Origin of the sequence: Saccharopolyspora sp. NPDC002686 (assembly GCF_040295745.1) — a bacterium.
Classification (GTDB): domain Bacteria; phylum Actinomycetota; class Actinomycetes; order Mycobacteriales; family Pseudonocardiaceae; genus Saccharopolyspora; species Saccharopolyspora oryzae.
On sequence record NZ_JBEOVY010000111.1, the window covers coordinates 1 to 20,549 of the forward strand.

At 70.7% G+C, this 20,549-nt stretch carries 21 protein-coding genes and 1 pseudogene; 11 read left to right on the forward strand and 11 right to left on the reverse strand.

Annotated elements, in window-relative coordinates; translation table 11 throughout:
- The 3 genes from ABTZ89_RS16750 to ABTZ89_RS16760 all read right to left on the reverse strand — a co-directional run.
- On the reverse strand, positions 1 to 688 hold a 688-nt coding region (locus ABTZ89_RS16750; RefSeq protein WP_351045425.1), incomplete at its 3' end, for an LCP family protein.
- A 100-nt stretch (positions 689 to 788) separates the two neighbouring features.
- Positions 789 to 1,340 (reverse strand): GNAT family N-acetyltransferase, encoded by a 552-nt coding sequence (locus ABTZ89_RS16755; protein WP_351045428.1) that lies wholly within the window; start codon positions 1,338 to 1,340, stop codon positions 789 to 791.
- Between the two features lie 177 nt (positions 1,341 to 1,517).
- The gene (locus tag ABTZ89_RS16760; RefSeq protein ID WP_351045430.1) at positions 1,518 to 2,804 is read right to left on the reverse strand and encodes a nickel pincer cofactor-dependent isomerase, group 22; all 1,287 of its coding nucleotides are present in this window, start codon (positions 2,802 to 2,804) and stop codon (positions 1,518 to 1,520) included.
- A 173-nt stretch (positions 2,805 to 2,977) separates the two neighbouring features.
- Here ABTZ89_RS16760 and ABTZ89_RS16765 point away from each other — a divergent pair, with 173 nt between their 5' ends.
- Positions 2,978 to 3,376 carry a DUF5313 family protein gene (locus ABTZ89_RS16765; protein WP_270953783.1) on the forward strand — a complete coding sequence of 133 codons (399 nt, stop codon included), beginning with the start codon at positions 2,978 to 2,980 and terminating at the stop codon, positions 3,374 to 3,376.
- Between the two features lie 4 nt (positions 3,377 to 3,380).
- On the opposite strand, the gene ABTZ89_RS16770 is transcribed toward ABTZ89_RS16765, so the two are convergent.
- Positions 3,381 to 4,196 (reverse strand): universal stress protein, encoded by an 816-nt coding sequence (locus ABTZ89_RS16770; RefSeq protein ID WP_351045433.1) that lies wholly within the window; start codon positions 4,194 to 4,196, stop codon positions 3,381 to 3,383.
- Between the two features lie 98 nt (positions 4,197 to 4,294).
- Between ABTZ89_RS16770 and ilvA the strand changes: the two genes are divergently transcribed.
- The gene (gene ilvA, locus ABTZ89_RS16775; RefSeq protein WP_351045435.1) at positions 4,295 to 5,545 is read left to right on the forward strand and encodes a threonine ammonia-lyase IlvA; all 1,251 of its coding nucleotides are present in this window, start codon (positions 4,295 to 4,297) and stop codon (positions 5,543 to 5,545) included.
- Positions 5,546 to 5,609: 64 nt separating this feature from the next.
- Here ilvA and ABTZ89_RS16780 read toward each other — a convergent pair whose 3' ends face one another.
- The gene (locus ABTZ89_RS16780) at positions 5,610 to 6,383 is read right to left on the reverse strand and encodes an Rv1486c family protein (protein WP_270953889.1); all 774 of its coding nucleotides are present in this window, start codon (positions 6,381 to 6,383) and stop codon (positions 5,610 to 5,612) included.
- Between the two features lie 139 nt (positions 6,384 to 6,522).
- Here ABTZ89_RS16780 and ABTZ89_RS16785 point away from each other — a divergent pair, with 139 nt between their 5' ends.
- The 3 genes from ABTZ89_RS16785 to ABTZ89_RS16795 all read left to right on the forward strand — a co-directional run bounded on the left by ABTZ89_RS16785 (position 6,523) and on the right by ABTZ89_RS16795 (position 9,008).
- The gene (locus ABTZ89_RS16785; protein WP_351045439.1) at positions 6,523 to 7,338 is read left to right on the forward strand and encodes a DUF3097 domain-containing protein; all 816 of its coding nucleotides are present in this window, start codon (positions 6,523 to 6,525) and stop codon (positions 7,336 to 7,338) included.
- Positions 7,339 to 7,414: 76 nt separating this feature from the next.
- A complete protein-coding gene (locus ABTZ89_RS16790) occupies positions 7,415 to 7,846 on the forward strand; it encodes an NfeD family protein (RefSeq protein ID WP_270953875.1) in 432 nt (143 codons plus the stop codon).
- Between the two features lie 85 nt (positions 7,847 to 7,931).
- Positions 7,932 to 9,008, forward strand: coding sequence for an SPFH domain-containing protein (locus ABTZ89_RS16795; protein WP_408641973.1), 1,077 nt, complete (start codon positions 7,932 to 7,934; stop codon positions 9,006 to 9,008).
- Positions 9,009 to 9,073: 65 nt separating this feature from the next.
- Here the strand turns inward: ABTZ89_RS16795 and ABTZ89_RS16800 are convergent, their stop codons facing one another.
- From ABTZ89_RS16800 to ABTZ89_RS16810, 3 genes are all read right to left on the reverse strand, one after another.
- The gene (locus tag ABTZ89_RS16800; RefSeq protein WP_270953890.1) at positions 9,074 to 9,442 is read right to left on the reverse strand and encodes a VOC family protein; all 369 of its coding nucleotides are present in this window, start codon (positions 9,440 to 9,442) and stop codon (positions 9,074 to 9,076) included.
- Positions 9,348 to 10,298 carry an AraC family transcriptional regulator gene (locus tag ABTZ89_RS16805; RefSeq protein ID WP_351045442.1) on the reverse strand — a complete coding sequence of 317 codons (951 nt, stop codon included), beginning with the start codon at positions 10,296 to 10,298 and terminating at the stop codon, positions 9,348 to 9,350. Before ABTZ89_RS16805 ends, ABTZ89_RS16800 begins: the two co-directional genes overlap by 95 nt.
- A 141-nt stretch (positions 10,299 to 10,439) precedes the next feature.
- Positions 10,440 to 11,159, reverse strand: a complete 720-nt coding sequence (locus tag ABTZ89_RS16810) for a GntR family transcriptional regulator (protein WP_270953878.1) — start codon at positions 11,157 to 11,159, stop codon at positions 10,440 to 10,442.
- A 69-nt stretch (positions 11,160 to 11,228) separates the two neighbouring features.
- On the opposite strand from ABTZ89_RS16810, the gene ABTZ89_RS16815 reads away from it, so the two are divergent.
- Both ABTZ89_RS16815 and ABTZ89_RS16820 read left to right on the forward strand, forming a co-directional pair.
- On the forward strand, positions 11,229 to 12,509 hold the full coding sequence (locus tag ABTZ89_RS16815) for an MFS transporter (RefSeq protein WP_351045446.1): 1,281 nt from the start codon (positions 11,229 to 11,231) through the stop codon (positions 12,507 to 12,509).
- A gap of 130 nt (positions 12,510 to 12,639) precedes the next feature.
- Complete coding sequence (locus tag ABTZ89_RS16820) at positions 12,640 to 14,079, forward strand: aldehyde dehydrogenase family protein (RefSeq protein WP_270953880.1); 1,440 nt, start codon at positions 12,640 to 12,642, stop codon at positions 14,077 to 14,079.
- 5 nt (positions 14,080 to 14,084) lie between these two features.
- Here ABTZ89_RS16820 and ABTZ89_RS16825 read toward each other — a convergent pair whose 3' ends face one another.
- A complete protein-coding gene (locus tag ABTZ89_RS16825) occupies positions 14,085 to 14,984 on the reverse strand; it encodes a LysR family transcriptional regulator (protein WP_270953881.1) in 900 nt (299 codons plus the stop codon).
- Between the two features lie 224 nt (positions 14,985 to 15,208).
- Here ABTZ89_RS16825 and ABTZ89_RS16830 point away from each other — a divergent pair, with 224 nt between their 5' ends.
- Positions 15,209 to 16,123, forward strand: coding sequence for a YeiH family protein (locus ABTZ89_RS16830; RefSeq protein ID WP_270953891.1), 915 nt, complete (start codon positions 15,209 to 15,211; stop codon positions 16,121 to 16,123).
- A 52-nt stretch (positions 16,124 to 16,175) separates the two neighbouring features.
- Here ABTZ89_RS16830 and ABTZ89_RS16835 read toward each other — a convergent pair whose 3' ends face one another.
- Together ABTZ89_RS16835 and ABTZ89_RS16840 are read right to left on the reverse strand one after the other, a co-directional pair.
- Entirely contained in the window at positions 16,176 to 17,579 is a 1,404-nt protein-coding gene (locus tag ABTZ89_RS16835) for an amidase (protein WP_270953882.1), read from the reverse strand.
- A gap of 1 nt (position 17,580) precedes the next feature.
- Complete coding sequence (locus ABTZ89_RS16840; RefSeq protein WP_351045450.1) at positions 17,581 to 18,558, reverse strand: D-2-hydroxyacid dehydrogenase; 978 nt, start codon at positions 18,556 to 18,558, stop codon at positions 17,581 to 17,583.
- A gap of 264 nt (positions 18,559 to 18,822) precedes the next feature.
- On the opposite strand from ABTZ89_RS16840, the gene ABTZ89_RS16845 reads away from it, so the two are divergent.
- From ABTZ89_RS16845 to ABTZ89_RS16855, 3 genes and pseudogenes are all read left to right on the forward strand, one after another.
- A complete protein-coding gene (locus tag ABTZ89_RS16845; protein WP_270953884.1) occupies positions 18,823 to 19,317 on the forward strand; it encodes a DUF3830 family protein in 495 nt (164 codons plus the stop codon).
- A gap of 13 nt (positions 19,318 to 19,330) precedes the next feature.
- On the forward strand, positions 19,331 to 20,089 hold the full coding sequence (locus tag ABTZ89_RS16850; protein ID WP_351045453.1) for a maleate cis-trans isomerase family protein: 759 nt from the start codon (positions 19,331 to 19,333) through the stop codon (positions 20,087 to 20,089).
- Between the two features lie 119 nt (positions 20,090 to 20,208).
- Positions 20,209 to 20,549, forward strand: a pseudogene (locus ABTZ89_RS16855) (hypothetical protein); the annotation flags it as partial.

The following is a 20,549-nucleotide window of genomic DNA, read 5'->3' on the forward strand; positions in this document are numbered from 1 at the left end:
GGGTGATGCGCGAGAAGCCGAGCAGGTTGACCTCGGCGTAGTGGTCGACCGACACCCCGGTCAGCTGTTCGACGGTGCGCACCAGCAGCTTGCGCCCGGCGTCGTCGCCGTCGCGCTCCAGCTGCGACCGGTCGGTGACGCCGCGCCGGGTCTCGGAGGCGATCGCGGACTCCTTGCCGCGGGAGTACGCGGAATTGATCTTGTGCCGGCCTTGGCCGGGGATCTGCACGTAGGAGTCGCGGGGGAAGGAGAACGCCGATGCGCTGGACCCGTCGTTGGGGATGTGCAGCAGGATGATCGTGTCCGTCAGCGCCCCGTCGTTTGCCCCGGCGTGCAGCTCGCGGAGCACGTCGTCGGGCAGCGGGTTGCCGTGCGCGTCGGTTCGGCTGTCCATGCCGACCAGCAGGATGTCGGTGGCTCCGTCGGCCCCGGCGCCGTCGGTGACGTCGCTGGTGGCCATCCCGTTGAGCAGGTTCCGGTAGTTGCTCCACCCGTACCCGGTGACCACCAGCACCAGCACCGACAACAGCGTCACCGCCACGCGCCCACCGGTGTTCGGTCGGGGGCGGTTCGGTCGACGCGGGGGAGCGGGGCGGTTGGTCGTCCTGGTCTGGGGCGGCAAGGTCCCTCCGGCGGAGTGGGTCCAGGTGGTGCGGGCGTAGAAGACCCGTTCCAGGATCTCACTCATCGGAGCTGAGGGCAGATCATCCGATACGGGCCGGTTTCGCGACGCACGGTGATCATCACCGCGATCCACAGTGGAATCCGGTCGGCCGAGAAGTGGTCGATCAGGCCGGGGGAGCGTCGGGCAGGTCGCCTTGCCGGATGCGGTAGACCTGCAGCGCGGTGTCGTAGTACTTGGTCGTCTCGCCGACCCACTCCATGCCGATGCGCTGCGCGGTGGAGATCGCTCGCGCGTTGTCCGGGCGGGCCAGCGCGAACACCGCGTCGATGTCGAAGCTGAACGCCCAGTGCAGCAGCGCGATCGCCGCCTCGGTCGCGTAGCCGAAGCCCCACGCCTCGGGGCGCAGCTGCCAGGTCAGCTCGAGGTCGTGGTCGTAGGGCGGCAGCATCCGCAGCACCAGTCCGCCGACCACCACGTCGTCGGACCGACGCTGCATCGCCCACCGCCCGGTCGGCGGGACCAGGTTGGGCTGCGACTCGGTCCAGGAGTGCACCACGGCGCGCATCGCGGCCAGGTCGGCGACGCTGGAGACGACCGGGGTGAGCCACTCGGTCACCTCGGGGCGGCCGTAGAGCGCCAGTGCTGCCTGCACGTCGGCGTCGCTGGAGCTCCAGTCGCGCACGATCAAGCGATCTGTGGTCAGGGGAGGCTGCATGGCGGTCCTCGCCTTCGCGCTGGGGAGACACCGATTTTAGTTCCGCCACCGCTGCACGCGGGACCGAAGTGGTGCCCCGGCTTCATTAGATCTGTCGAATCTGTTATTTCAGTGTCAATCGAAATTATCTGACGACCCGGCGATGGGCGGGCCGAAGGGCGGAAGAACCCGCCTGGATCAAGGCAGGGGGCGGAGGGTTCCGGTGGCGTCGAAATCCCAGTCGTGCGGCTCGCCGAGCGCCGTCAGGTCGGGGTGGTCGGCGACCTCCTGCGCGTACGCCTCGGAGACCTCGACGTGCGGCATCGACAGGGTGTTGCGGATGCGCACGACCTTCGCCGGGCGGTCGTGGGGGCCGCGCGACATGTGCAGCGCGGCGGTGATCGCGTCGCGGTCGTCGGCCAGCGCCATCGGGATCCGCGCGCCGTCGGGCACGCCGGAGGTCAGCGAGTTGGTGTAGAACGACCCGAACTCGATCTGGTCCACGCAGCGCTGGGTGGTCACGTCGGCCAGGCCCAGGCCGCACGCGTTGCCGTTGGTGTGCTCGGTCAGCCCCAGCACGACGACCCGCTTGATCGGCACGGCGCGGAACTGCTCGGGGCTGACCGGGGAGCGGCCGGTGATGTTGGGGTCCATGCCGGCGCCGCTGATGTCCTTGCCGATCTCATCGACCACCAGCACGTCGATGTCGGACATCAGCAGCTTCGGCATCAGCTGCTTGGCCTCGACGAGCAGTTCCGCTTCGCGCTCCAGCAGCTCGCCGGGCCGGACCAGCTCTAGGCGGGCCACCCGCTCATAGGCGTTCTCCACCACGGCCATTCCGAACTCGATCGGAACCACCTGGAGCGCTGCCTCGGCCACGGCGGGGATGAGGGAGTGGAACGCCTCGAAGCCGTGCCGGTGCAGGGCGGCCGCGCCGCGGTGCTTGCCGAGCCCGATGGCGATCATCTTGGCCAGCCCGCTCTCGTGCGTGCCGCGGAAGTCGGTGTGCGGCTTGACGCGGCCGAGCACGACGACCCCGTCGGCGCGGGCTGCCTCGGCGTCGAAGTGCACGGGCGTGCCGTCCGGGAGTTCGGTGACCACGACGGTCTCCATGGACGAGACGATCGGCGCACCGATGCTCTCCTCGGTGATCCCGTACTCGGCCAGCACCTGCCGCTGCCCGTCCGCGGTACCGCCGCCGTGGCTGCCCATCGCGGGCACCACGAACGGCTTGGCCCCGCAGCTGACGAGCGCGTCGACCAGGGTGGCGACGATGCGGTCGAGCTGGGCGATGCCGCGGCTGCCCGCGGTGATCGCGATCCGCTTGCCGCTGACCGGGTTGGTGCTGTCGTGCTCGGTGACCTGGCTGCGGATGGTGCCTTCCAGATCCTCGACGGCCGTTGCGGCGAACCGCTGCTCGATCGGGATCATCCTGGGTAGTTCGATGTCGGACCCGGCCAACCGGACTGCTTCGACGTTGAACATGCGGCAGATCCTTCTCCCCGCGCTCCCCGCGCCGACCCCAGTGGCCGGCTCGATCGACCGCGCGATGGTGCCACGTCGAACGAGGGCGCGGAAGGCCTCGTCCGGGGCCACGCATGTCCACAGTGGAGCGAGCTAGGGTTCATCGTGGTGGCGGCGGGACGTAGGCTGTGCGGGTGTCCATCGAACGTCCGGGCCCCGCGCGGTGGTTGTACTACCAGCTCGGCGGCAGGCTTCCCGAGCGGTACCGCGATTGGGTGCTGCACGACGCCACCTGCCGGACGTGGGTGCTGCGGGTCCTGGTCCGCGGGCTGATCCCGATCGTTCCGCTGGGCGCGGTGCTGTTCGTCGCGTTGGGCGTGTTCGGCGGGGCGTGGCCGATCGCGGCCGGAGCGCTGCTGCTCGGCCTGCTCGTGGTGGCCCGCATCGTGCTGACCAACTCGGTGGACAGCGTCGATTCGCGGCTGGTCCGCTACGGCTTCCCGCCCGGCCACGCCTCAGCGGTGCGCAGGCAGCGCGATGCCGACGCCGCCGAGCGCTACAAGGCGGTCTGGCGGCAGCAACCCCCGGAGTGATGCGTCAGCGCTGTTCGGCGGTGCGGACCACGGCGACCGGGCACGGGGAGTGGTGCAAGACGCCGTTGGCGACCGAACCGAGCATCAGACCGGCGAAGCCACCGCGTCCGCGATGCCCCACGACCAGCAGCTGGGCGTCCTCGGCGGCCGCGCACAGGGCGGCGACCGGGTGCTGGTTGGCCACGTCGCGGTGCACCGCGACGTCGGGGTGCTCGGCGCACCACCCGGCGAGCTGCTCGGCCAGGTGCAGGTCGGCGCGGGTGCGGATCTCCTGTGGATCCAGCCGGGGGTAGACGCCGGCGGTGAAGTAGGCGTCCGGCAGCGCCTGCACCGCGACGAGCCGCTCGTGCCGGCGGGCCGCGAAGTCGAAGGCGTGTCGCAGTGCTGTTCGGCTTCCAGGTGAGTCGTCGACCCCGACGACGACCGGTCCGGTCGTCCGCGGAGTGCCGCGCACCACCACGACCGGGCAGCGGGCGTGCGCGGCCACGGAGGTGCTGATCCCGCCGAGCAGCACGTCCCGGAACACGCCGTGGCCGTGCGAACCGACGACCAGCAGCGGCGCGTCGTCGCTGCGGCGAACCAGCTCCTGAGCCGGGTGGCCGGCGACGACTTCTTCGGTGACGAGCAGCCCGGGATGTGCTCGTCGGCAGCGTTCGGCCAGCTCGCCGACGGTCTTCTCGCAACGTGCCGCGCGTGCTGGGTGGTCGTTGACCAGCACCAGGTGCAGCGGGTGCGCCGCTTCGGAGCCTGCCCACAGCACTGCCTGCGCCGACGACGGCGAACCGTCGACGCCCACCACGACGGACCTGCTGCTGACCATCGAACCGCTCCCTCGGCACCTTTCGCCCAGTGTGCGCGCTCCGTGGTGGGGAAGCACCCGAGCGCATCCGCAGCCACCTGCGCCTTTAGTATCGTGAAGTGGCCGAAGAGTTGAGTCCCGCAGCGATCTTCCGAGCCGGTACCCGCCTACGACAGGTGGTCCGGCGCACGCCGTTGGAGACCAGCGGCCGCCTTACCGGCGAGCTCGGTGTACCGGTGCGCTTCAAGCGCGAGGACATGCAGGTCTGCCGCTCGTACAAGGTGCGAGGTGCCTACAACCTGATCTCCTCGCTCAGCGCCGAGGAGCGCGAGCGCGGCGTGGTGTGCGCGAGCGCGGGCAACCACGCGCAGGGCTTGGCCTTCGCCTGCCGCGAGCTGCAGATCAAGGGCCGGGTGTACCTCCCGGCCAACACGCCCCGCCAGAAGCGCCGCCGGATCGCCGAGATCGGGGGCGAGTGGGTGGAGCCGATGATCGTCGGCAGCTCCTTCGACGAGGCCAGCGTGGCGTCCCGGGAGGACAGCGAGCGCACCGGTGCCGTCTACGTGCACCCGTTCGACGACCCGCGCACGATCGCCGGGCAGGGCACCGTCGGCCTCGAGATCGCCGAGCAGCACGTCGGTCCGGTGGACACGGTCTTCGTCCCGGTCGGCGGCGGTGGGTTGCTGGCGGGCGTCGTGCTGTGGCTCAAGGAGCACTTCCCGGAGGTCCGGGTGGTCGGCGCCGAGCCTGCCGGGGCCGCGAGCATGCGCGCCGCGCTGGACAACGGCGGGCCGATCGCGCTGCCCGAGGTGGACACGTTCGTCGACGGTGCCGCGGTCGGGCGCGTCGGTGAGTTGAGCTACCGCGTGGTGCGCGAGCTGGTCGACGAGATCGTGGCGGTGCCCGAAGGCGCGGTGTGCACCGAGATGATCGACCTGTACCAGACCGACGGCATCATCGCCGAGCCCGCTGGCGCGCTGGCCAGCGCAGCGGCCCGGCAGCCGCTGGAGCGTCCCGTGCAGGGACCGGTGGTGTGCGTCGTCTCGGGCGGCAACAACGACCTGAGCCGTTACGGGGAGGTCGTGGAGCGCTCCCTGGTGCACGAGGGGCTGCGGCACTACTTCCTGGTGACCTTCCCGCAGGAGCCGGGCGCGCTGCGGCACTTCCTGGACGACGTGCTCGACGACGGCCAGGACATCGTGGCCTTCGAGTACGTCAAGAAGAACAACCGCGAAACCGGCCCGGCCCTGGTGGGCATCGAGCTCGACCGCGCAGACGAGCTGGAAGGCCTGCTCCGCCGGATGAAGGAGTCCCCGCTGCAGATCGAGCAGGTCTCACCAGGCTCCCCGCTGTTCTCGTTCCTGGTCTGAGACCACCTGAACGAAGAGGGGCGCTTCCCGCCGAGCTGATCGGTGGGAAGCGCCCCTTCTGGTTTCAGGACTGCGTGGTGCGGTCGGCGAGCACGCGGACCATCTCGGCGACCGAGGCGCGGCGTGCGGCGCGGACCGCGTCGAACAGCGGGCGCAGCGCGTCGGTGCGGGCGCGGATCGCCGAGGCGGACAGGGCGCCGCCGGGGGCGTCGTCGGTGGCCACCCACAGGATCGCTTCGACCTCGGCGGCGCGCTGCAGGATCCGCAGGGTGCGCTGCGGCACGTCCTCGGGCCAGTCGGGCGCCGGCCGGGACGCGACGGTCGCGGCGATCTCCTCGCGCACGCCCGGACGTTGCTTGGCGACACCGAGTTCGATCAGCGCGGTGGCGGCTTCGCGCATCGCCGAGGCCATGCCGTGCTCGGCTTCGCCGATCGGCAGGTGCTCGGCCGGCGGCAGCTCGCCGATGGCGAACACCGTCCAGCGCAGGATCCCTTCGGCGATGCGTTCCGGGACCAGCCCCAGACCGGCTTCGGGCAGCACGACGGCTTCACCGGTGCGCATGGCCAGCTTCGCGAACGGGTTCGATCCGCCCAGTCCGCGGGCATCGCCGGGAACCGGCAGCACCAGCTCGCCGTTGGTCGCGCCCGCTCTGCGCAGCGCGGCCAGCAGCAGCGCGGGACCGGCGGGGGTGTCGTGCGGGCCGGGGAGTTCCAGGCGCGCGGCCAGGTCTTCGTCGGCGGCGCGGATCTCCTGGGATTCGGCCCAGGTCTGCAGGGCGTCGAGCACGTCGTCGGAGGCGGCTGCACCGTGCAGCCAGGCGGACGTCCAGACAACCATCGTGGCGCTTGGGCAAGGCACGTCGAGAAAGGGTACGGACCCGGTCGCGGATTCCGCGTCGGGGGGAGGGCGAGTGTGATCTGCTCGGTGCGGCGCGCCGCACCCCGAGGATCGACCGATCGGATTACGGTCACACCTCGTGCGTTCGTTTGACTACGGCAAGGACGTCCTCGCGGGCCCGCGGCGCAAGAAGGTGCCCGAGATCCCCGCCGAACCCGGCCTGGTGGTCGAAGACCCCGCCAGCGGGTTCTGCGGGGCGGTGCTGCGGGTGGAGAAGGGCAACGTGGTGCTCGAGGACCGCCACGGCAAGCAGCGGCTGTTCCCGTTGCGCCCGGCGGCGTTCCTCTTCGAGGGCAAACCGGCGACGCTGGTGCCGGTGCCTGCGGCGGTGCGGAGCAAGCCCACCCGGTCGGCGTCGGGTTCGGTGCGCGTCGAAGGACTGCGGGCGCGCACGGCTCGCGGCAGCCGGATCTGGGTGGAGGGCCTGCACGACGCCGAGCTGGTGGAGCGGATCTGGGGCCACGACCTGCGGGTCGAGGGCGTCGTCGTGGAGCCGTTGCACGGCGTGGACGACCTGCCCGGTCTGCTCGCCGAGTTCGGTCCCGAGTCGGGGCGCCGGGTGGGTGTCCTGGTCGACCACCTGGTGGCGGGCAGCAAGGAGTCCCGGCTGGTCGAGGGCATCGACGATCCGCACGTGCTCGTCACCGGTCACCCGTTCGTGGATATCTGGGAAGCGGTCAAGCCGCAGGCCGTGGGCATCCCGGCCTGGCCGGAGGTGCCGCGCGGCACCGACTGGAAGCAGGGCGTGTGCGCGCGGCTGGGCTGGGGAGAACCGGCCGACGGGTGGCGCCGGGTGCTGGCCGCGGTGTCGGGGTTCCGCGATGTCGAGGCGCCGCTGCTGGCCGCGGTGGAGCAGCTCATCGACTTCGTGACGGTGGATTCGCCCGGGCGCTGAACCGGACGAAGTCACACGTTGATCACGCCCAGGGCATCTGGCCTCGCGGTCCTGGTCGGTCTGCCACCATGGGGGTATGACGCCCGCGTTGCTGTGGTTGATCGCCGGGGTGCTGCTCGTCGCCGCTGAGGTCCTCTCCGGCGAGTTCGTCCTGGTGATGCTCGGCGCCGCGGCGCTGGGCGCCGCCGGCTCGTCCGCGCTGGGCGCTCCGCTGCCGGTGGACGCTGTGGTCTTCGCGGTTCTGGGACTGGGGTTGATCTTCATCGCGCGACCCGCGCTGAAGCGGCGGCTGCACCACCCCCTGGAGATCAAGACCAATGTGGACGCACTCGTGGGCAAGCGAGCAGTGGCAGAATCCACTGTGGACGTCCATGGTGGGCAGGTGCGCATCGACGGTGCGCTGTGGTCGGCGCGGGCGATGGACGAGACGCAGGTCATCGAGGCAGGTCAGACGGTCACCGTGATGGAGATCGCGGGGGCGACGGCAGTGGTGTCGGCCGAGCCGTGAGGAAATGAGGGTGGAGTTGACTAGCGGACTTATCGTGCTGGTGGTCGTGGTGCTGCTGGTGCTGATCATCGCCGTGAAGTCGGTGATGGTGGTGCCGCAGGCCCAGTCGGCCGTGATCGAGCGCCTCGGCAAGTTCCGCTCGGTGGCCGAGCCGGGGCTGAACTTCCTGGTGCCGTTCCTGGACCGGGTCCGGGCCCGAATCGACCTGCGCGAGCAGGTCGTGTCGTTCCCGCCGCAGCCGGTGATCACCCAGGACAACCTGACGGTGTCGATCGACACCGTGGTGTACTTCCAGGTCACCGACTCGCGCTCGGCGGTCTACGAGATCTCCAACTACATCGTCGCGGTCGAGCAGTTGACCACCACCACGTTGCGCAACGTGGTCGGCGCGATGAGCCTGGAGGAGACGCTGACCTCCCGCGACGCGATCAACACGCAGCTGCGCGGGGTGCTGGACCAGGAGACCGGACGGTGGGGCATCCGGGTCGCCCGGGTCGAGCTGAAGGCCATCGATCCGCCGCCGTCGATCCAGGACTCGATGGAGAAGCAGATGCGCGCGGACCGGGAGAAGCGCGCGATGATCCTCAACGCCGAGGGTGCTCGGGAGTCGTCGATCAAGACCGCTGAGGGGCAGAAGCAGGCGGCGATCCTGGCGGCCGAGGGCCAGAAGCAGGCGGCGATCCTGTCCGCCGAGGCGGACCGGCAGTCCAGCATCCTGCGGGCGCAGGGTGAGCGGGCCAGCCGCTACCTGCAGGCGCAGGGCCAGGCGAAGGCGATCGAGAAGGTCTTCGCGGCGGTCAAGCGCGGCAAGCCGACGCCGGAGCTGCTGGCCTACCAGTACCTGCAGACGCTGCCTCAGATGGCGCAGGGCGACTCGAACAAGGTGTGGGTGGTGCCCAGCGAGTTCGGCAAGTCCCTCGAGGGCTTCGCGAAGATGCTCGGTGCGCCCGGCGACGACGGCGTCTTCCGCTACGAGCCGCCGAAGGAGGAGCCGCCGGCTTCGGTGCCGGAGGAGGAAGAGGAGTCGGTCAAGTCCTGGTTCGACACCTCCACCACTCCGGAGGTCGCCGAGGCGGTCCGCGCCGCCGAGGCGGTGGCGCGCAAGGAGGTGCCGAGCCCGACGCTCGGCGGCCAGATCGCACCGCCGGAGGAATCCAGCTGAGCTAGCAGAGTTCGTTGAGGGCGTCCGCTTCCGGAGCGGGCGCCCTCAACTCGTTTCCGGGGTCTTCAGGTTCCCGGGTAGGTCCCGAAGCTCCAGATGTTGCCCTCGGGGTCGCGGACCACGAAGTCGCGCGACCCGTAGTCCTGGTCCTGGGGCGCGTAGAGTGATTCGGCGCCGGCGGCCAGGGCGCGCTCGTACAGCGCGTCGGGCTCGTCGGTGACCACGTAGTTGCTGGCCGAGCCCTTCTGCTGGGCGAACGGGCTTTCCGGGTCGCAGGTGCCGATCATGATGCCGCCGCCGTGCGGCCAGCGGAGCTCGGCGTGCACGATCTGGCCGTCGTCACCGGGAACGATCAGGGCTTCTTCGAAGCCGAACGCCTCGACCAGGAAGCGGATGCCCGCTTTCTTGTCGAGGTAGGGGACCAGGGGCCAGATCGCGGTTCGCGTCGTGTTCGTCGTCATGCCCCGAGGATGCGTCGCCGAGGTGCGTCGCGCCTTGGACGAATGGAAGCTCCTCGGCGATCCACTGCGATGGGGTCACCCCGGTGAACTCCCGCCAGTCCCGGTTGAAGTGGGCCTGGTCGGAGTACCCGCAGTCGGCGGCGAGGTCGGCGAGGCCGGCCGGATTTCCCGCGATGAGGTGGCGGCGTGCGCTCTGGAAGCGCATGACGCGGCCGAGCAGCTTGGGGGAGAGGCCGAACTCGCGGCGGAACCGCGCGCCGAGGTGCTGGCGGCTCCAGCCGACTTCATCGGCCAGGGCGGAGACGGGGACGTGCCCGTCTGTTTCGGCCATCCGCCGCCAGATCCAGCCGAGTTCGGCCGAGGGCAGGGCAGCGGGGGAGGTGAGCCGGTCGAGTTCGCCGCAGAGGAGGTCGAAGCGGTCGCTCCAGGTGGTCGCCGAACGCAGCCGCTCGGTGAGTTCGGCGGCGGTGGGGCCGAGCACGTCGGACAGGTGGATGCCGGTGTCGGCGAGCTCCCCGGCGGGCACTCCGAGCAGAGCGCGGGCGCCGAGCGGGGTGAGGCCGAGCTGGATGCCGTGCTGGAGCTCGCCGTGCTCGACCTGCGTGGGCTTGCTGTGCAACCCGCCGACGAGCGCGGTGTAGGAGACCTGGGGACCGGACTCGAAGCTGACGTCCACGGTCTCGTCCAGCGTGATGATCAGCGTCAGGTCCGAGGAGGGGAGCCCGCGGTGCACGCCGGGCGCGGAGTGCACCCGGTACCCGCTGATGTCGCTGATCAGCGCTCGTAGCCGGGGTGGTGGCGTCGACTTGACGAACTGCGACGGAGTCACACCCCGAGGCTAGGGGGTCGGCACCGGGCCTGTGGTGGGAAACGCGGGCAAAGCGGTTTGATTGCATTGATTACTTCAGTGTTGACTGAAGTTAATGCCCAACGCGGCAGCCCCAAGCGTGCCGATGCGGGAAAAGCAGCTTCAGAGGGCGGAGTCGGGATCGAGGTAGCGGCCGCCGGCGATCCCGAAGGCGCGGACCGTGCCGAGCAGGTGCTCGCGCAGCCGGGACTTGGCCAGCTCCGCATCGCCGTCCCGCAGCGCTGCTGCTACCTGGGCGTGCTGGTGGGTGATCCGGGGGCGGACGGTGTGGGTGCGGGCCGTGGCGGTGATGCGCATCTGCTTGTCGCGCAGTGCGTTGTAGAGGTCCGCGACCACCGGGTTGCCCGCCGCGGCGACCAGCGCGGCGTGGAAGGCGCGGTCGGCTTCGTGCATGTCGGCGTCGCTGAGCTCGTCGGTGTCGCAGGCCGGGTGCTCGGCGAGCTGTTCGCCGACGGCCGTCATCGCCTCGGAGCCCTGCATGGCGAGCTTGTCGATGGCGAAGCTCTCCAGGGCCAGGCGGGCTTCCACCACGGCGTGGGCTTCGGCGGCCGTCACCGGCACGACGAGAGCACCACGCTTGGGGTAGAGGCGGAGGAATCCCTCGGTCTGCAGGCGCAGGAAGGCCTCGCGCACCGGCGTGCGGGACATCTGCAGCGCGCCGGCCACCTCGCCCTCGGACAGCAGCTCGCCGTCCGGGTAGCTGCCGTCCAGGAGACCGGCCTTGACGTGCTGGTAGGCGCGGTCGGCGGCGGGCGCCTCGGGGCGGTTGCCCGAGGTCGCAGTGGCGGAGGACACGGCTTCGCGTGGTGTTGCGCTCGACACGAGGTCATCGTACTTCCACCCATCTTGTATCTAAGGTGAATACAAGTTTTCCCCGAGAGGAGTTTCCAGTTGTCCGGCACGGTCACCGCCCCGCCTCCCGCCGAAACGCGGGCCGATCACGGCACCTCATCGCGCAAGGCGTGGTTGGTGTGGGGGATCGGCGCGATCTGCTACTGCGCGGCGCTGTTCCACCGCGCCAGCCTCGGCGTGGCCTCGCCGGAAACGATGCAGCGCTTCGACATCGGTCCCGCGATGCTGTCGGTGTTCGCGGCCCTCCAGCTGGGCATCTACCTGGTGCTGCAGGTGCCGTCCGGGCTGCTGGCCGACCGGTTGGGGCCGCGGAAGGTGATCACCGGCGGCATGGTGGCGCTGGCCCTGGGGTCGGCGGTGTTCGCGGTGAGCGGCTCGATCGTCGGCGGCATCGCCGGTCGGATGCTGATCGGCTTCGGCGACGCGTTCATGTTCACCAACGTGCTGCGGCTGGCCGCGCACTGGTTCCCGCCGCACCGGTACGGCAAGGTCGCGGCGATCACCGGTCTGGCCGGCGGTCTGGGCCAGGTGGTCTCCACGCTGCCGCTGGGGCTGGCGCTGCACAGCCTCGGCTGGGTGCCCACCTTCGCCGGGGCGGCGGCGCTGACCGCGGCGCTGGCGCTGATCGCCGGGCTGGCGATCCGCGATCGGCCTGGTCACGCCGTGGTCCCGAGCGAGCCGGCGCCGGAGCGGGAGCGGATCGGGCACACCCTGCGCCACGTCGTCGCGCAGCGGGGCACCAAGCACTCCTTCTGGGTGCACTTCGTGCTGATGGCGCAGTTCGTCGCGATCACCACGCTGTGGGGCGGTCCGTGGCTGACCGAGTCGCAGGGGCACGGCCAGGCGGAGGTCGGGACGTTGCTGCTGATCAGCGTGGTGGGCTTCATCGCGGGGTCCTGGTTCGCGGGCCAGTTCGTCTCGGGGCGCCCGGGGCGGCGCGACCGGTTCAGCTTCGGCCTGTCCTGCGCGGTCGCGGCGGTGTGGGCGCTGCTCGTGCTCTGGCCCGGCGTGCTGCCGATGCCGCTTCTGGTGGTCGCGCTGGTGGTCATCGGCGTCGGTGGCGGTTCGGCGATGCTGGCCTTCGACGGAGCGCGGATGGCCAACGCCGAGCACCGCTCGGGGACGGCCTCGGGCGTGGTCAACATGGGCGGTTTCAGCGCGTCGGTGATGATCCAGCTGCTGGTGGGCGTGGTGCTGCAGCTCGTGTCCTTCCTGCCCGCGGCGCAGGCCTACCGCTGGGCGTTCCTGCCGGTGCTGGCGCTGGTGGCGCTGGGCACCTTCGCGCAGTGGTGGCTGCGCGACCGCACCTCGGCGGCCTGATCTCGCGGACTTCGACGCGCTCGCGGGAGCGGCGTTGTGCGCGGCCGGTGCGGTTGTGCGGATAGGGTCGGGCGGCGGACGTGGCCACCCGGTCGGCCAACGGCGGCCGACCCAGCGATGGAGGTTGTCCTTGACCGCAGCGCTGGAACTGCACAACTTCGTCGGCGGGGAACCCGCGCAGACGCTGGCGGGGGAGACCTTGCCGCTGGTCGACCCGAGCACCGGCGAGGAGTACGGCAGCAGCCCGCTGACCCGCTGGATGGACGTGGACGCGGCGATGTCGGTGGCGGCGTCGGCGTTCGAGTCCTGGTCGTCGACCACACCGCGGCGCCGGCAGCAGTTGTTGCTGGAAGTCGCCGACGCGGTGGAGGACCGCGCCGAGGAGCTGGTGCTGGCGGAGTGCCGCAACACCGGCAAGCCCTGGTCGGCGGTGCTCGACGACGAGCTGCCGATGGCGGTGGACCTGATCCGCTTCTACGCCGGAGCGGCGCGCGTGCAGGAGGACGGGGCCGGTGGTGAGTACCAGCCGGGGATGACCTCGTTCTCCCGCCGCGAGCCGATCGGGGTGTGCGCGCAGGTCACGTCCTGGACGCATCCGCTGCTGCTGGCGGCGGCGAAGTTCGCTCCGGCGCTGGCCGCGGGCAACACCGTGGTTCTCAAGCCGGCGGAGACCACTCCGGTCAGCTCGGCGTTGCTGGCCGAGATCGCGGGGGAGCAGCTGCCGCCGGGTGTGCTCAACCTGATCTGCGGCGATCGCGACAGCGGCCGGGCGATGGTGGCGCACGAGGTGCCGGGGATGTTCTCGATCACCGGCACGGTGCGTTCGGGCATGGAGGTCGCGGGTTCCGCTGCTGCCGACCTCAAGCGCGCGCACCTCCAGCTGGGCGGCAAGGCCCCGGCGGTGGTGTTCGACGACGCCGACGTGGCCCGGGCGGCGCGGAAGATCGCGCTGGCGGCGTTCGGCAACGCCGGGCAGAGCTGCACCGCGGCGAGCCGCGTCCTGGCCGGTCCGGGCGTGTACGAGGAGCTGGTGGCGGAGCTGGTGCGGTGGGCCGAGGCGATGCGTCCAGGGCCGCCGCAGGATCCCGACGCCGCGTTCGGCCCGCTGAACAGCCTCGGGCAGCTGGAGCTGGTGCAGGCGCACTTGGCGAGGCTTCCCGAGCACGCGCAGGTGCTGGCCGGTGGTGGTCGCAAGGGGGAGCGGGGGTTCTTCCACGAGGCGACGGTGGTCGCCGGGGTGGAGCAGGACGACGAGCTGGTGCAGAACGAGGTCCTGGGCCCGGTTCTCACGGTGCAGCGCTTCGAGACGGATCAGGAAGCGGTGGAGCTGGCCAACGGGGTGCGCTACGGGCTGGTGGCCAGCGTGTGGACGCGCGATCACGCGCGGGCGATGCGGGTGTCGCGAGGTCTGCAGGCGGGCACGGTGTGGATCAACACCCACCACCCGCTGGCGACGGAGATGCCGCACAGCGGCTTCAAGCATTCGGCCTCGGCCCGCGACTTCGGCCGCTACGGCCTCGAGGAGTACAGCCGGATCAAGCACGTCATGTCCGCCTGGGACGAGGACTGATCAGGTCAGTCCTCGGTGCGGGTGGCGATGGCGAGCAGGGCTGCGGCGGAGCCGGTGAGGTGCAGGCCTGCTCGCCAGACGGCGTGCAGGGGTCGGCGCAGGTCGAGGTCGGCGACCGGGATCTCGACCAGGCGGTGTTCGGCCAGGTCGGTGGCCACCGCCAGGACGCTGAGCACCGCTGGGCCGGCGCCTGCGACGACGGAGTTGCGCACGGCGGTGGTGGAGCGCAGTTCGAGCAGCGGGGACACCGGGTCGGCGCCGACTTCGGCGAGGGCGCGGTAGAGGGTTTCGCGGGTGCCGGAGCCGTGTTCGCGCACGATCAGCGGGGTGGCGGCCAGTTCGGTGGCGGTCAGCGGTCGGCGCAGCCGGGTCCAGGGGTGTTCGGGCGGGGCGACGACGGCCATCCGGTCGCGGGTGACGAAGCGGACCGAGACGCCGTCGGGCGGGGTCGGGGATTCGATGAACCCGAGTTCGGCTCCGCCGTGGCGGACCGCTTCGGCGACGGCGACCGAGTTGGCGACGTCGAGTTCGACGTGCACGTCGGGCAGTGCGACGCGCAGTCGGCTGAGCCAGCGGGGGACCAGGTACTCGGCGATGGTCATGCTGGCCGCGACGCGCAGGGTGGCTTGCTGCTGGGCTCGCAGTGCTCGGACGCCGTTCATCAGCCCGTCGACGTGGGCGAGGACCTGCTTGGCCCAGTCGCAGACCATGACCCCGGCGGCGGTGAGCGTGCAGCCCTGGCGGGTGCGCTGCACCAGCGGTAGGCCGAGTTGGCGTTCGAGGCGGCTCAGCCGCTTGCTGGCCGAGGGTTGGCTGACCTGCAGCTCGGCCGCGGCGGCGCCGATGCTGCCGAGGTCGCCGACCAGCACGAGCAGTCGCAGCGATTCGGGATCGGGCGGGGTCATTCCTTCAGGGTAGGTACTGGCACGGGTGTTTGGGAGCCGGGTGCCGTTCCCCTGCGGGTTGGGCATTCCATCTGGTTATGACGTCCTGTGCAGATCACGGCTACTGCGCGGCGCTGCGGACAGCGAACCTTGCAGTCGTGACGAAGACGTTGAACCCTGCGCGAGCAGGTCTGGTGGCGTTGTGGCCTGGACTCGTCGTGACGGCCGTGGCGATCGTGGTGTCGATGGTGATCGCGGGCTTGCTCCCGGCGGTCAGCGCGCTGACGGTGGCGGTGGTGCTGGGCATCGTGGCGGGCAATGTGCCGGGGTTCCCGGCGTCGGCGCGTGCCGGAGTCGCCTGGTCGACCAAGAAGCTGCTGCGCAGCGGAGTGGTGCTGCTGGGATTGCAGTTGTCGGTGACGCAGGTGCTCGGGCTGGGCGCGGGCACCGTGGTGTCGGTGCTGCTGATCGTGGCGTTGACCTTCGCGGGCACGTTGCTGCTCGGCCGGCTGCTGGGGATCTCGCGGGGCCTGTCGATGCTGGTGGCGACCGGGTTCTCGATCTGCGGGGCGTCGGCGGTGGCGGCGATGGAGAGCGTGGTCGAGCGCGATGACGAGGACGTGGCCACCAGCGTGGCGATGGTGACGGTGTTCGGGACGATCTCGATGCTCGGGCTTCCGGTGCTGTTCGAGGCCTGGGGGCTCTCGGCCGAGCAGGTCGGGCGGATTGCCGGTGGCAGCGTGCACGAGGTGGCGCAGGTGGTCGCGGCGGCTTCGCCGGTGGGCGCGGCGGCGGTGGCGATCGCGGTGGTGGTCAAGCTCAGCCGGGTGGTGCTGCTGGCGCCGATGGTGGCGCTGGTCAGCCTGCTGGAGCGGCGGCGCCACGTCGGTGGCGGCAAGCGTCCGCCGATCATGCCGCTGTTCGTGCTCGGATTCCTGGTCGCGGTGGCGGTGCGAACCACGGGTGTGCTGCCGGAGGCGGTGCTCGACGGGGCCAAGCAGCTGACGACGGTGCTGCTGACCGGTGCGCTGTTCGCGCTCGGGTTCGGCGTCCGCATCAAGGCGTTGCTGCGCAACGGGCCCAAGGCCTTCGTCCTCGGTGCCTGTTCGACGCTGCTGGTGACGGCCCTCGGCGTCGTCACGACGCTGACCCTCGCATGAGCGAAGGGCGCCTTCGAAGTCGAAGGCGCCCTTCAACGTGCTCGGTGCTGCTTCACGGAGGAGTGGGGCGCTGCCAGGGGCGGGCCTGCTCGAACGCACGCGCAGCGCGCAGGATGGTCGCGTCGGCGTGGCGCGGACCCACGATCTGCAGCCCGATCGGCAACCCGTCACCGGTCCGTCCACAAGGGATGCTCACGGCGGGCTGCTGGGTCATGTTGAACGGGTAGGTGAACGGTGTCCAGCTCGTCCAACGAGATTCGGTGGAACCGGGCGGCACCTCGCAGCCCGCTTCGAACGGGGGGATCGGCACGGTCGGCGTCAGCAGCAGGTCGTAGGTCTGGTGGAAGGCGCCCATGCGCTGCCCGAGCAGCATGCGCGTGTTGGTGGCCTCCAGGTAGTCCTGGGCCGAGTAGGTCAGCCCCTGCTGGCAGATCTCGTGCAGACCCGGGTCGAGCAGTTCGCGTTGCTCGGCGCTGAGGTGCTCGACCGACTTGGCGGCGCCGGCGAACCACAGGACGTGGAAGTCGTCCACCGGATCGGTGATCCCCGGGTCGGCCTGCTCCACCACGGCACCGAGCTCTTCGAAGGTCCGCGCGGCCTCGGTGACGGCCCGGGCGATCTCCGGGTGCACCTCGGTGCCGAAACCCAGGTCGAGGCTCACCGCGATGCGCATCCCGCGCACGCCGGAGTCCAGACCGTCCACGAAGGACGCGGCGGGCGGTTCCAGCGCGGACCAGTCGCGGACGTCGGGCTCGGAGAGCACGTCGAGCATCAGCGCGGTCTCGGTGACGGTGGTGGTCATCGGCCCGGCGTGCGCGAGGGTTCCGTAGGGACTGGCGGGGTAGTGGGGGATGCGGCCGTAGGTGGCCTTGAGCGCGACGATCCCGCAGAACGACGCGGGGATGCGCACGGATCCGCCGCCGTCGGTGCCGATGGCCAGCGGCGCCATGCCCAGCGCGACGGCGGCTGCGGCACCGCCGCTGGAGCCGCCGGCGGTGAGCGCGGGGTTCCACGGGTTGCGGGTGATGCCGGCCAGCGGGCTGTCGGTGACGCCCTTCCACGCCAGTTCCGGGGTCGTGGTCTTGCCGACGAACACGGCGTTGTGCTCGCGCAGCCGGGCCACGGTCGGTGCGTCGACGTTCCACTGCTGGTCGGGGTCGATGGTGCGGGAGCCGCGCAGCGTCGGCCAGCCCTCGGTGAGGAAGATGTCCTTGATCGAGGTGGGCACCCCGTCCAGCCGCCCCGCGGGTTCACCGCGCTGCCAGCGCTGTTCGGAGGCGAGGGCCTGCTGCAGCGCCCGGTCGCGGTCGACCAGGCAGTAGGCGTTGACGGCGGGATCGGCCTCGGTGATGCGGTGCAGGACGGCCTCGGTGGCTTCCACCGGGGACAGCTGGCCGCTGGCGTAGGCGGCGAGCAGTTCGGGAGCCGTGAGGTCGGCGGGCTGGGTGTCGGCCAATTCAGTTCTCCGTTCCGCTGATGTATCCCCGCTGCTTGTCCACGACGTTGCTCAGCTGCGCCCCTTCGGTGTAGGCGCGCACGTTGGTGATGAACAGGTCGACGAGCTCGTCGACCCAGCCGACGGTGTCGCCGGACATGTGCGGGGAGATGAGCACGTTGGGCATCTCCCACAGCGGCGAGCTCTCCGGCAGCGGTTCGGCTTCGAAGACGTCGAGCGCGGCGCCGGCGAGCTGCCCGGTCTGCAGGGCGGCGACGAGGTCGCTCTCCACGACGAGTTCCCCGCGGGCGACGTTGATCAGCCGCGCGCTGGGGCGGCAGTGGGCGAGGGCTTCGGCGTCGACCAGTCCCTTGGTCTGCTCGGTCAGCGGTGCGGCCAGCACGATGTAGTCGAAAGCGCCGATGACGTGCGGCAGATCGCTGGAGGCGTGCACGTCGCCGAAGTCCGGGTCGCCGGAGCGGCCGATCCGTCCGGCGCCGGAGACGCGCATGCCCGCCGCGGTGAGCTGGCGGGCGATGGCTCGCCCGATCGGTCCGGTGCCCACCACCAGCGCGCTCTTGCCCGCGATGCGTTCGGTGACGCGGTGCTGCCACTGCTTTCGGTCCTGCAGGCGCAGCGTGGTGTGCATGTCCTTGGCGAAGGTCAGCACGGTGCCCAGCACGTACTCGGCCATGGGGCGGTCGAAGACGCCGCGGGAGTTGGTCAGCACGACGTCGGAGTCGCGCAGTTCGGGGAACAGCAGGCGGTCCACCCCGGCGCTGGAGGAGTGGATCCAGCGCAGCGCATCGGCGTGCGGCCAGGCCTCGGGGATCGCCCCGGAGCGGAAGTCCCAGACGAACAGCACGTCCGCGCCGACCACGGCGGTGGGCAGCTCCTCGGCTTCGGCGTAGCGGAGTTCGGCGCAGGTGCTGATGCGCTCGAGCTCGGCGGGTGGAGTTCCGCCGTGCAGGGCCACGACGGTGGGGGTGCGGTTGATCATGTGCCGACCTTATGGCTCGTCGGGGCCGGTCGCCGGTTGCGACGCGGTGCGGGCGTGGCGCGTCAACTCGGAATTTCCCGCCCCAGCCTGGGAAAACACACACGGCTGGAGGCATTGACACGCTAGGAAGCGCTCGTAGGATTGTCAACAATCCACGGGTAATCCTCGGCGGACGAGGTGATTCCACCCGACCCGGTCACCGGGGGAGGTGGGGCCGGAGGAGATGAGTCAAAAGTCCCCACTCCTTGCGAACGGAAGATCCCTATGCCCAGGTACCTGTCCATCACGCTGGAAAAGCGCGGCGTGTCCTGCGTGGCCGAACTGCTGGACAAGGACGCGCCCCGGACCTGCGAAGCGGTGTGGCAAGCGCTCCCGCAGGTCGGGCCGGTGCACCACGCCAAGTACGCGCGCAACGAGATCTACACGATGGTGCCGCGGTTCGCCGCTGACGAGCCCGGTCAGGAGAACCCCACGGTCACCCCGATCCCCGGCGACGTCGTCTACTTCTCCTTCCCCGGCGGCATGCTCGACCGCGCGTTCAAGGAGGAGAAGAACATCCACGAGCTGCCGGGCGTGATCGACCTGGCGATCTTCTACGGGCGCAACAACCTTCTGCTCAACGGCGATGTCGGCTGGGTGCCGGGCAACGTCTACGCCACCATCGTCGAGGGGCTGGACCGGATGGCCGAGGCGTGCAACGACGTCTGGCGCTCGGGCAGCATCGGCGAGACCCTTCGCTACGACCGCTACGAGGGTTGACGGGAGCGCCGATATGCCGCCTGACTTCCTCGGGTCGGTGCCCGGTCCGCCGCCGCAGCGCGGCGTGGGGGTGATCGCTCCGTTCGACCTGGCGCTGGACCGCGAGCTGTGGCGGTGGACCCCAGCGGAGGTGTCGCTGTACCTGACGCGCACCGCGTTCGTGCCGGTGCCGGTGACCGTCGAGCAGGCCAACCTGGTCTCGGACGAGGCAGCGGTGCACGGTGCGACCCGCGACCTGCTGACCCCGGAGCCGGAAGTGGTGGCCTACGCCTGCACCTCGGGCAGCTTCGTCAACGGCGCCACCGGTGAGCGCACGCTGGTCGAGGTGATGCAGCAGGCCGGCGCTCCGGCCGCGGTGACCGCCTCGGGTGCGCTGGTGCAGGCCCTGCAGCTGCTGGGCATCGGTCGGATCGCGGTGGCCACGCCCTACGTGGCCGCCGTGACCGACCGGCTGGGCGACTTCCTCGACGAGTACGGCATCGAGGTGGTGGCGAGCATGGGGCTGGGCCTGCTCGGCCAGATCTGGAAGGTCGACTACCGGCAGGTGGTGGAGATCGTGCGCTCGGCCGACCGGCCCGAAGCCGAGGCGATGTTCATCAGCTGCACCAACCTGCCCACCTACGACATCATCGGCCCGCTCGAGCAGGAGCTGGGCAAGCCGGTGCTGACCGCGAACCAGGTCACCGTCTGGGCCGCGCTCCGCGCGATGGGCCTGCAGGCGGTGGCGCCCGAGCAGCGGTTGATGCAGGCAGTGGACGTGCCTGCCGCGTAAAGATCGAATCACGACCACATGTCCGCGGCGAACCGTGCGGTAACATTGTCAACAATCGACCGGTCGCCTGAAGGTTCGCGGCGGTGGCAATCCGACGTCGACGAAGGATGGAGCACCCGGTGCCGCACACCGCAGGAATTCTCTACCCCGGCTACAGCGCCGAAGACGACTACCCCACCCTCGAACGCCTGCTCGGCGACGACGTCCGCCTCCCGCTGGTGCACACCCTCATGCGCGAGGACGCCCACCGGGTGGACGCGCTGCTGGACATCGGCTCGGAGGAGGTGCTCGCCGAAGGGGCCCGCGAGCTGCTGGACTGCGGCGTGCAGTCGGTGATCTGGGCGTGCACCTCGGGCAGCTTCGTCTTCGGCTGGCAGGGCGCGCGGGAGCAGGTGTTGAGGCGAAGCAGGCGCACCTCAGCGAGCTCGGCGAATGCCGTGCAGCGGTGGTTCCGGACTCC

Excerpts from the sequence above, each read along its gene's own strand:
- ABTZ89_RS16850 (WP_351045453.1), top strand. The coding sequence starts at position 19,331 with ATGCCGCCTGACTTCCTCGGGTCGGTGCCCGGTCCGCCGCCGCAGCGC.
- ABTZ89_RS16755 (WP_351045428.1), bottom strand. The coding sequence starts at position 1,340 with ATGCAGCCTCCCCTGACCACAGATCGCTTGATCGTGCGCGACTGGAGC.
- ABTZ89_RS16760 (WP_351045430.1), bottom strand. The coding sequence starts at position 2,804 with ATGTTCAACGTCGAAGCAGTCCGGTTGGCCGGGTCCGACATCGAACTA.
- ABTZ89_RS16830 (WP_270953891.1), top strand. The coding sequence starts at position 15,209 with ATGGTGATCGCGGGCTTGCTCCCGGCGGTCAGCGCGCTGACGGTGGCG.
- ABTZ89_RS16795 (WP_408641973.1), top strand. The coding sequence starts at position 7,932 with ATGGTGGTGCCGCAGGCCCAGTCGGCCGTGATCGAGCGCCTCGGCAAG.
- ABTZ89_RS16825 (WP_270953881.1), bottom strand. The coding sequence starts at position 14,984 with ATGACCCCGCCCGATCCCGAATCGCTGCGACTGCTCGTGCTGGTCGGC.
- ABTZ89_RS16790 (WP_270953875.1), top strand. The coding sequence starts at position 7,415 with ATGACGCCCGCGTTGCTGTGGTTGATCGCCGGGGTGCTGCTCGTCGCC.
- ABTZ89_RS16840 (WP_351045450.1), bottom strand. The coding sequence starts at position 18,558 with ATGATCAACCGCACCCCCACCGTCGTGGCCCTGCACGGCGGAACTCCA.
- ABTZ89_RS16845 (WP_270953884.1), top strand. The coding sequence starts at position 18,823 with ATGCCCAGGTACCTGTCCATCACGCTGGAAAAGCGCGGCGTGTCCTGC.
- ABTZ89_RS16770 (WP_351045433.1), bottom strand. The coding sequence starts at position 4,196 with ATGGTCAGCAGCAGGTCCGTCGTGGTGGGCGTCGACGGTTCGCCGTCG.
- ABTZ89_RS16780 (WP_270953889.1), bottom strand. The coding sequence starts at position 6,383 with ATGGTTGTCTGGACGTCCGCCTGGCTGCACGGTGCAGCCGCCTCCGAC.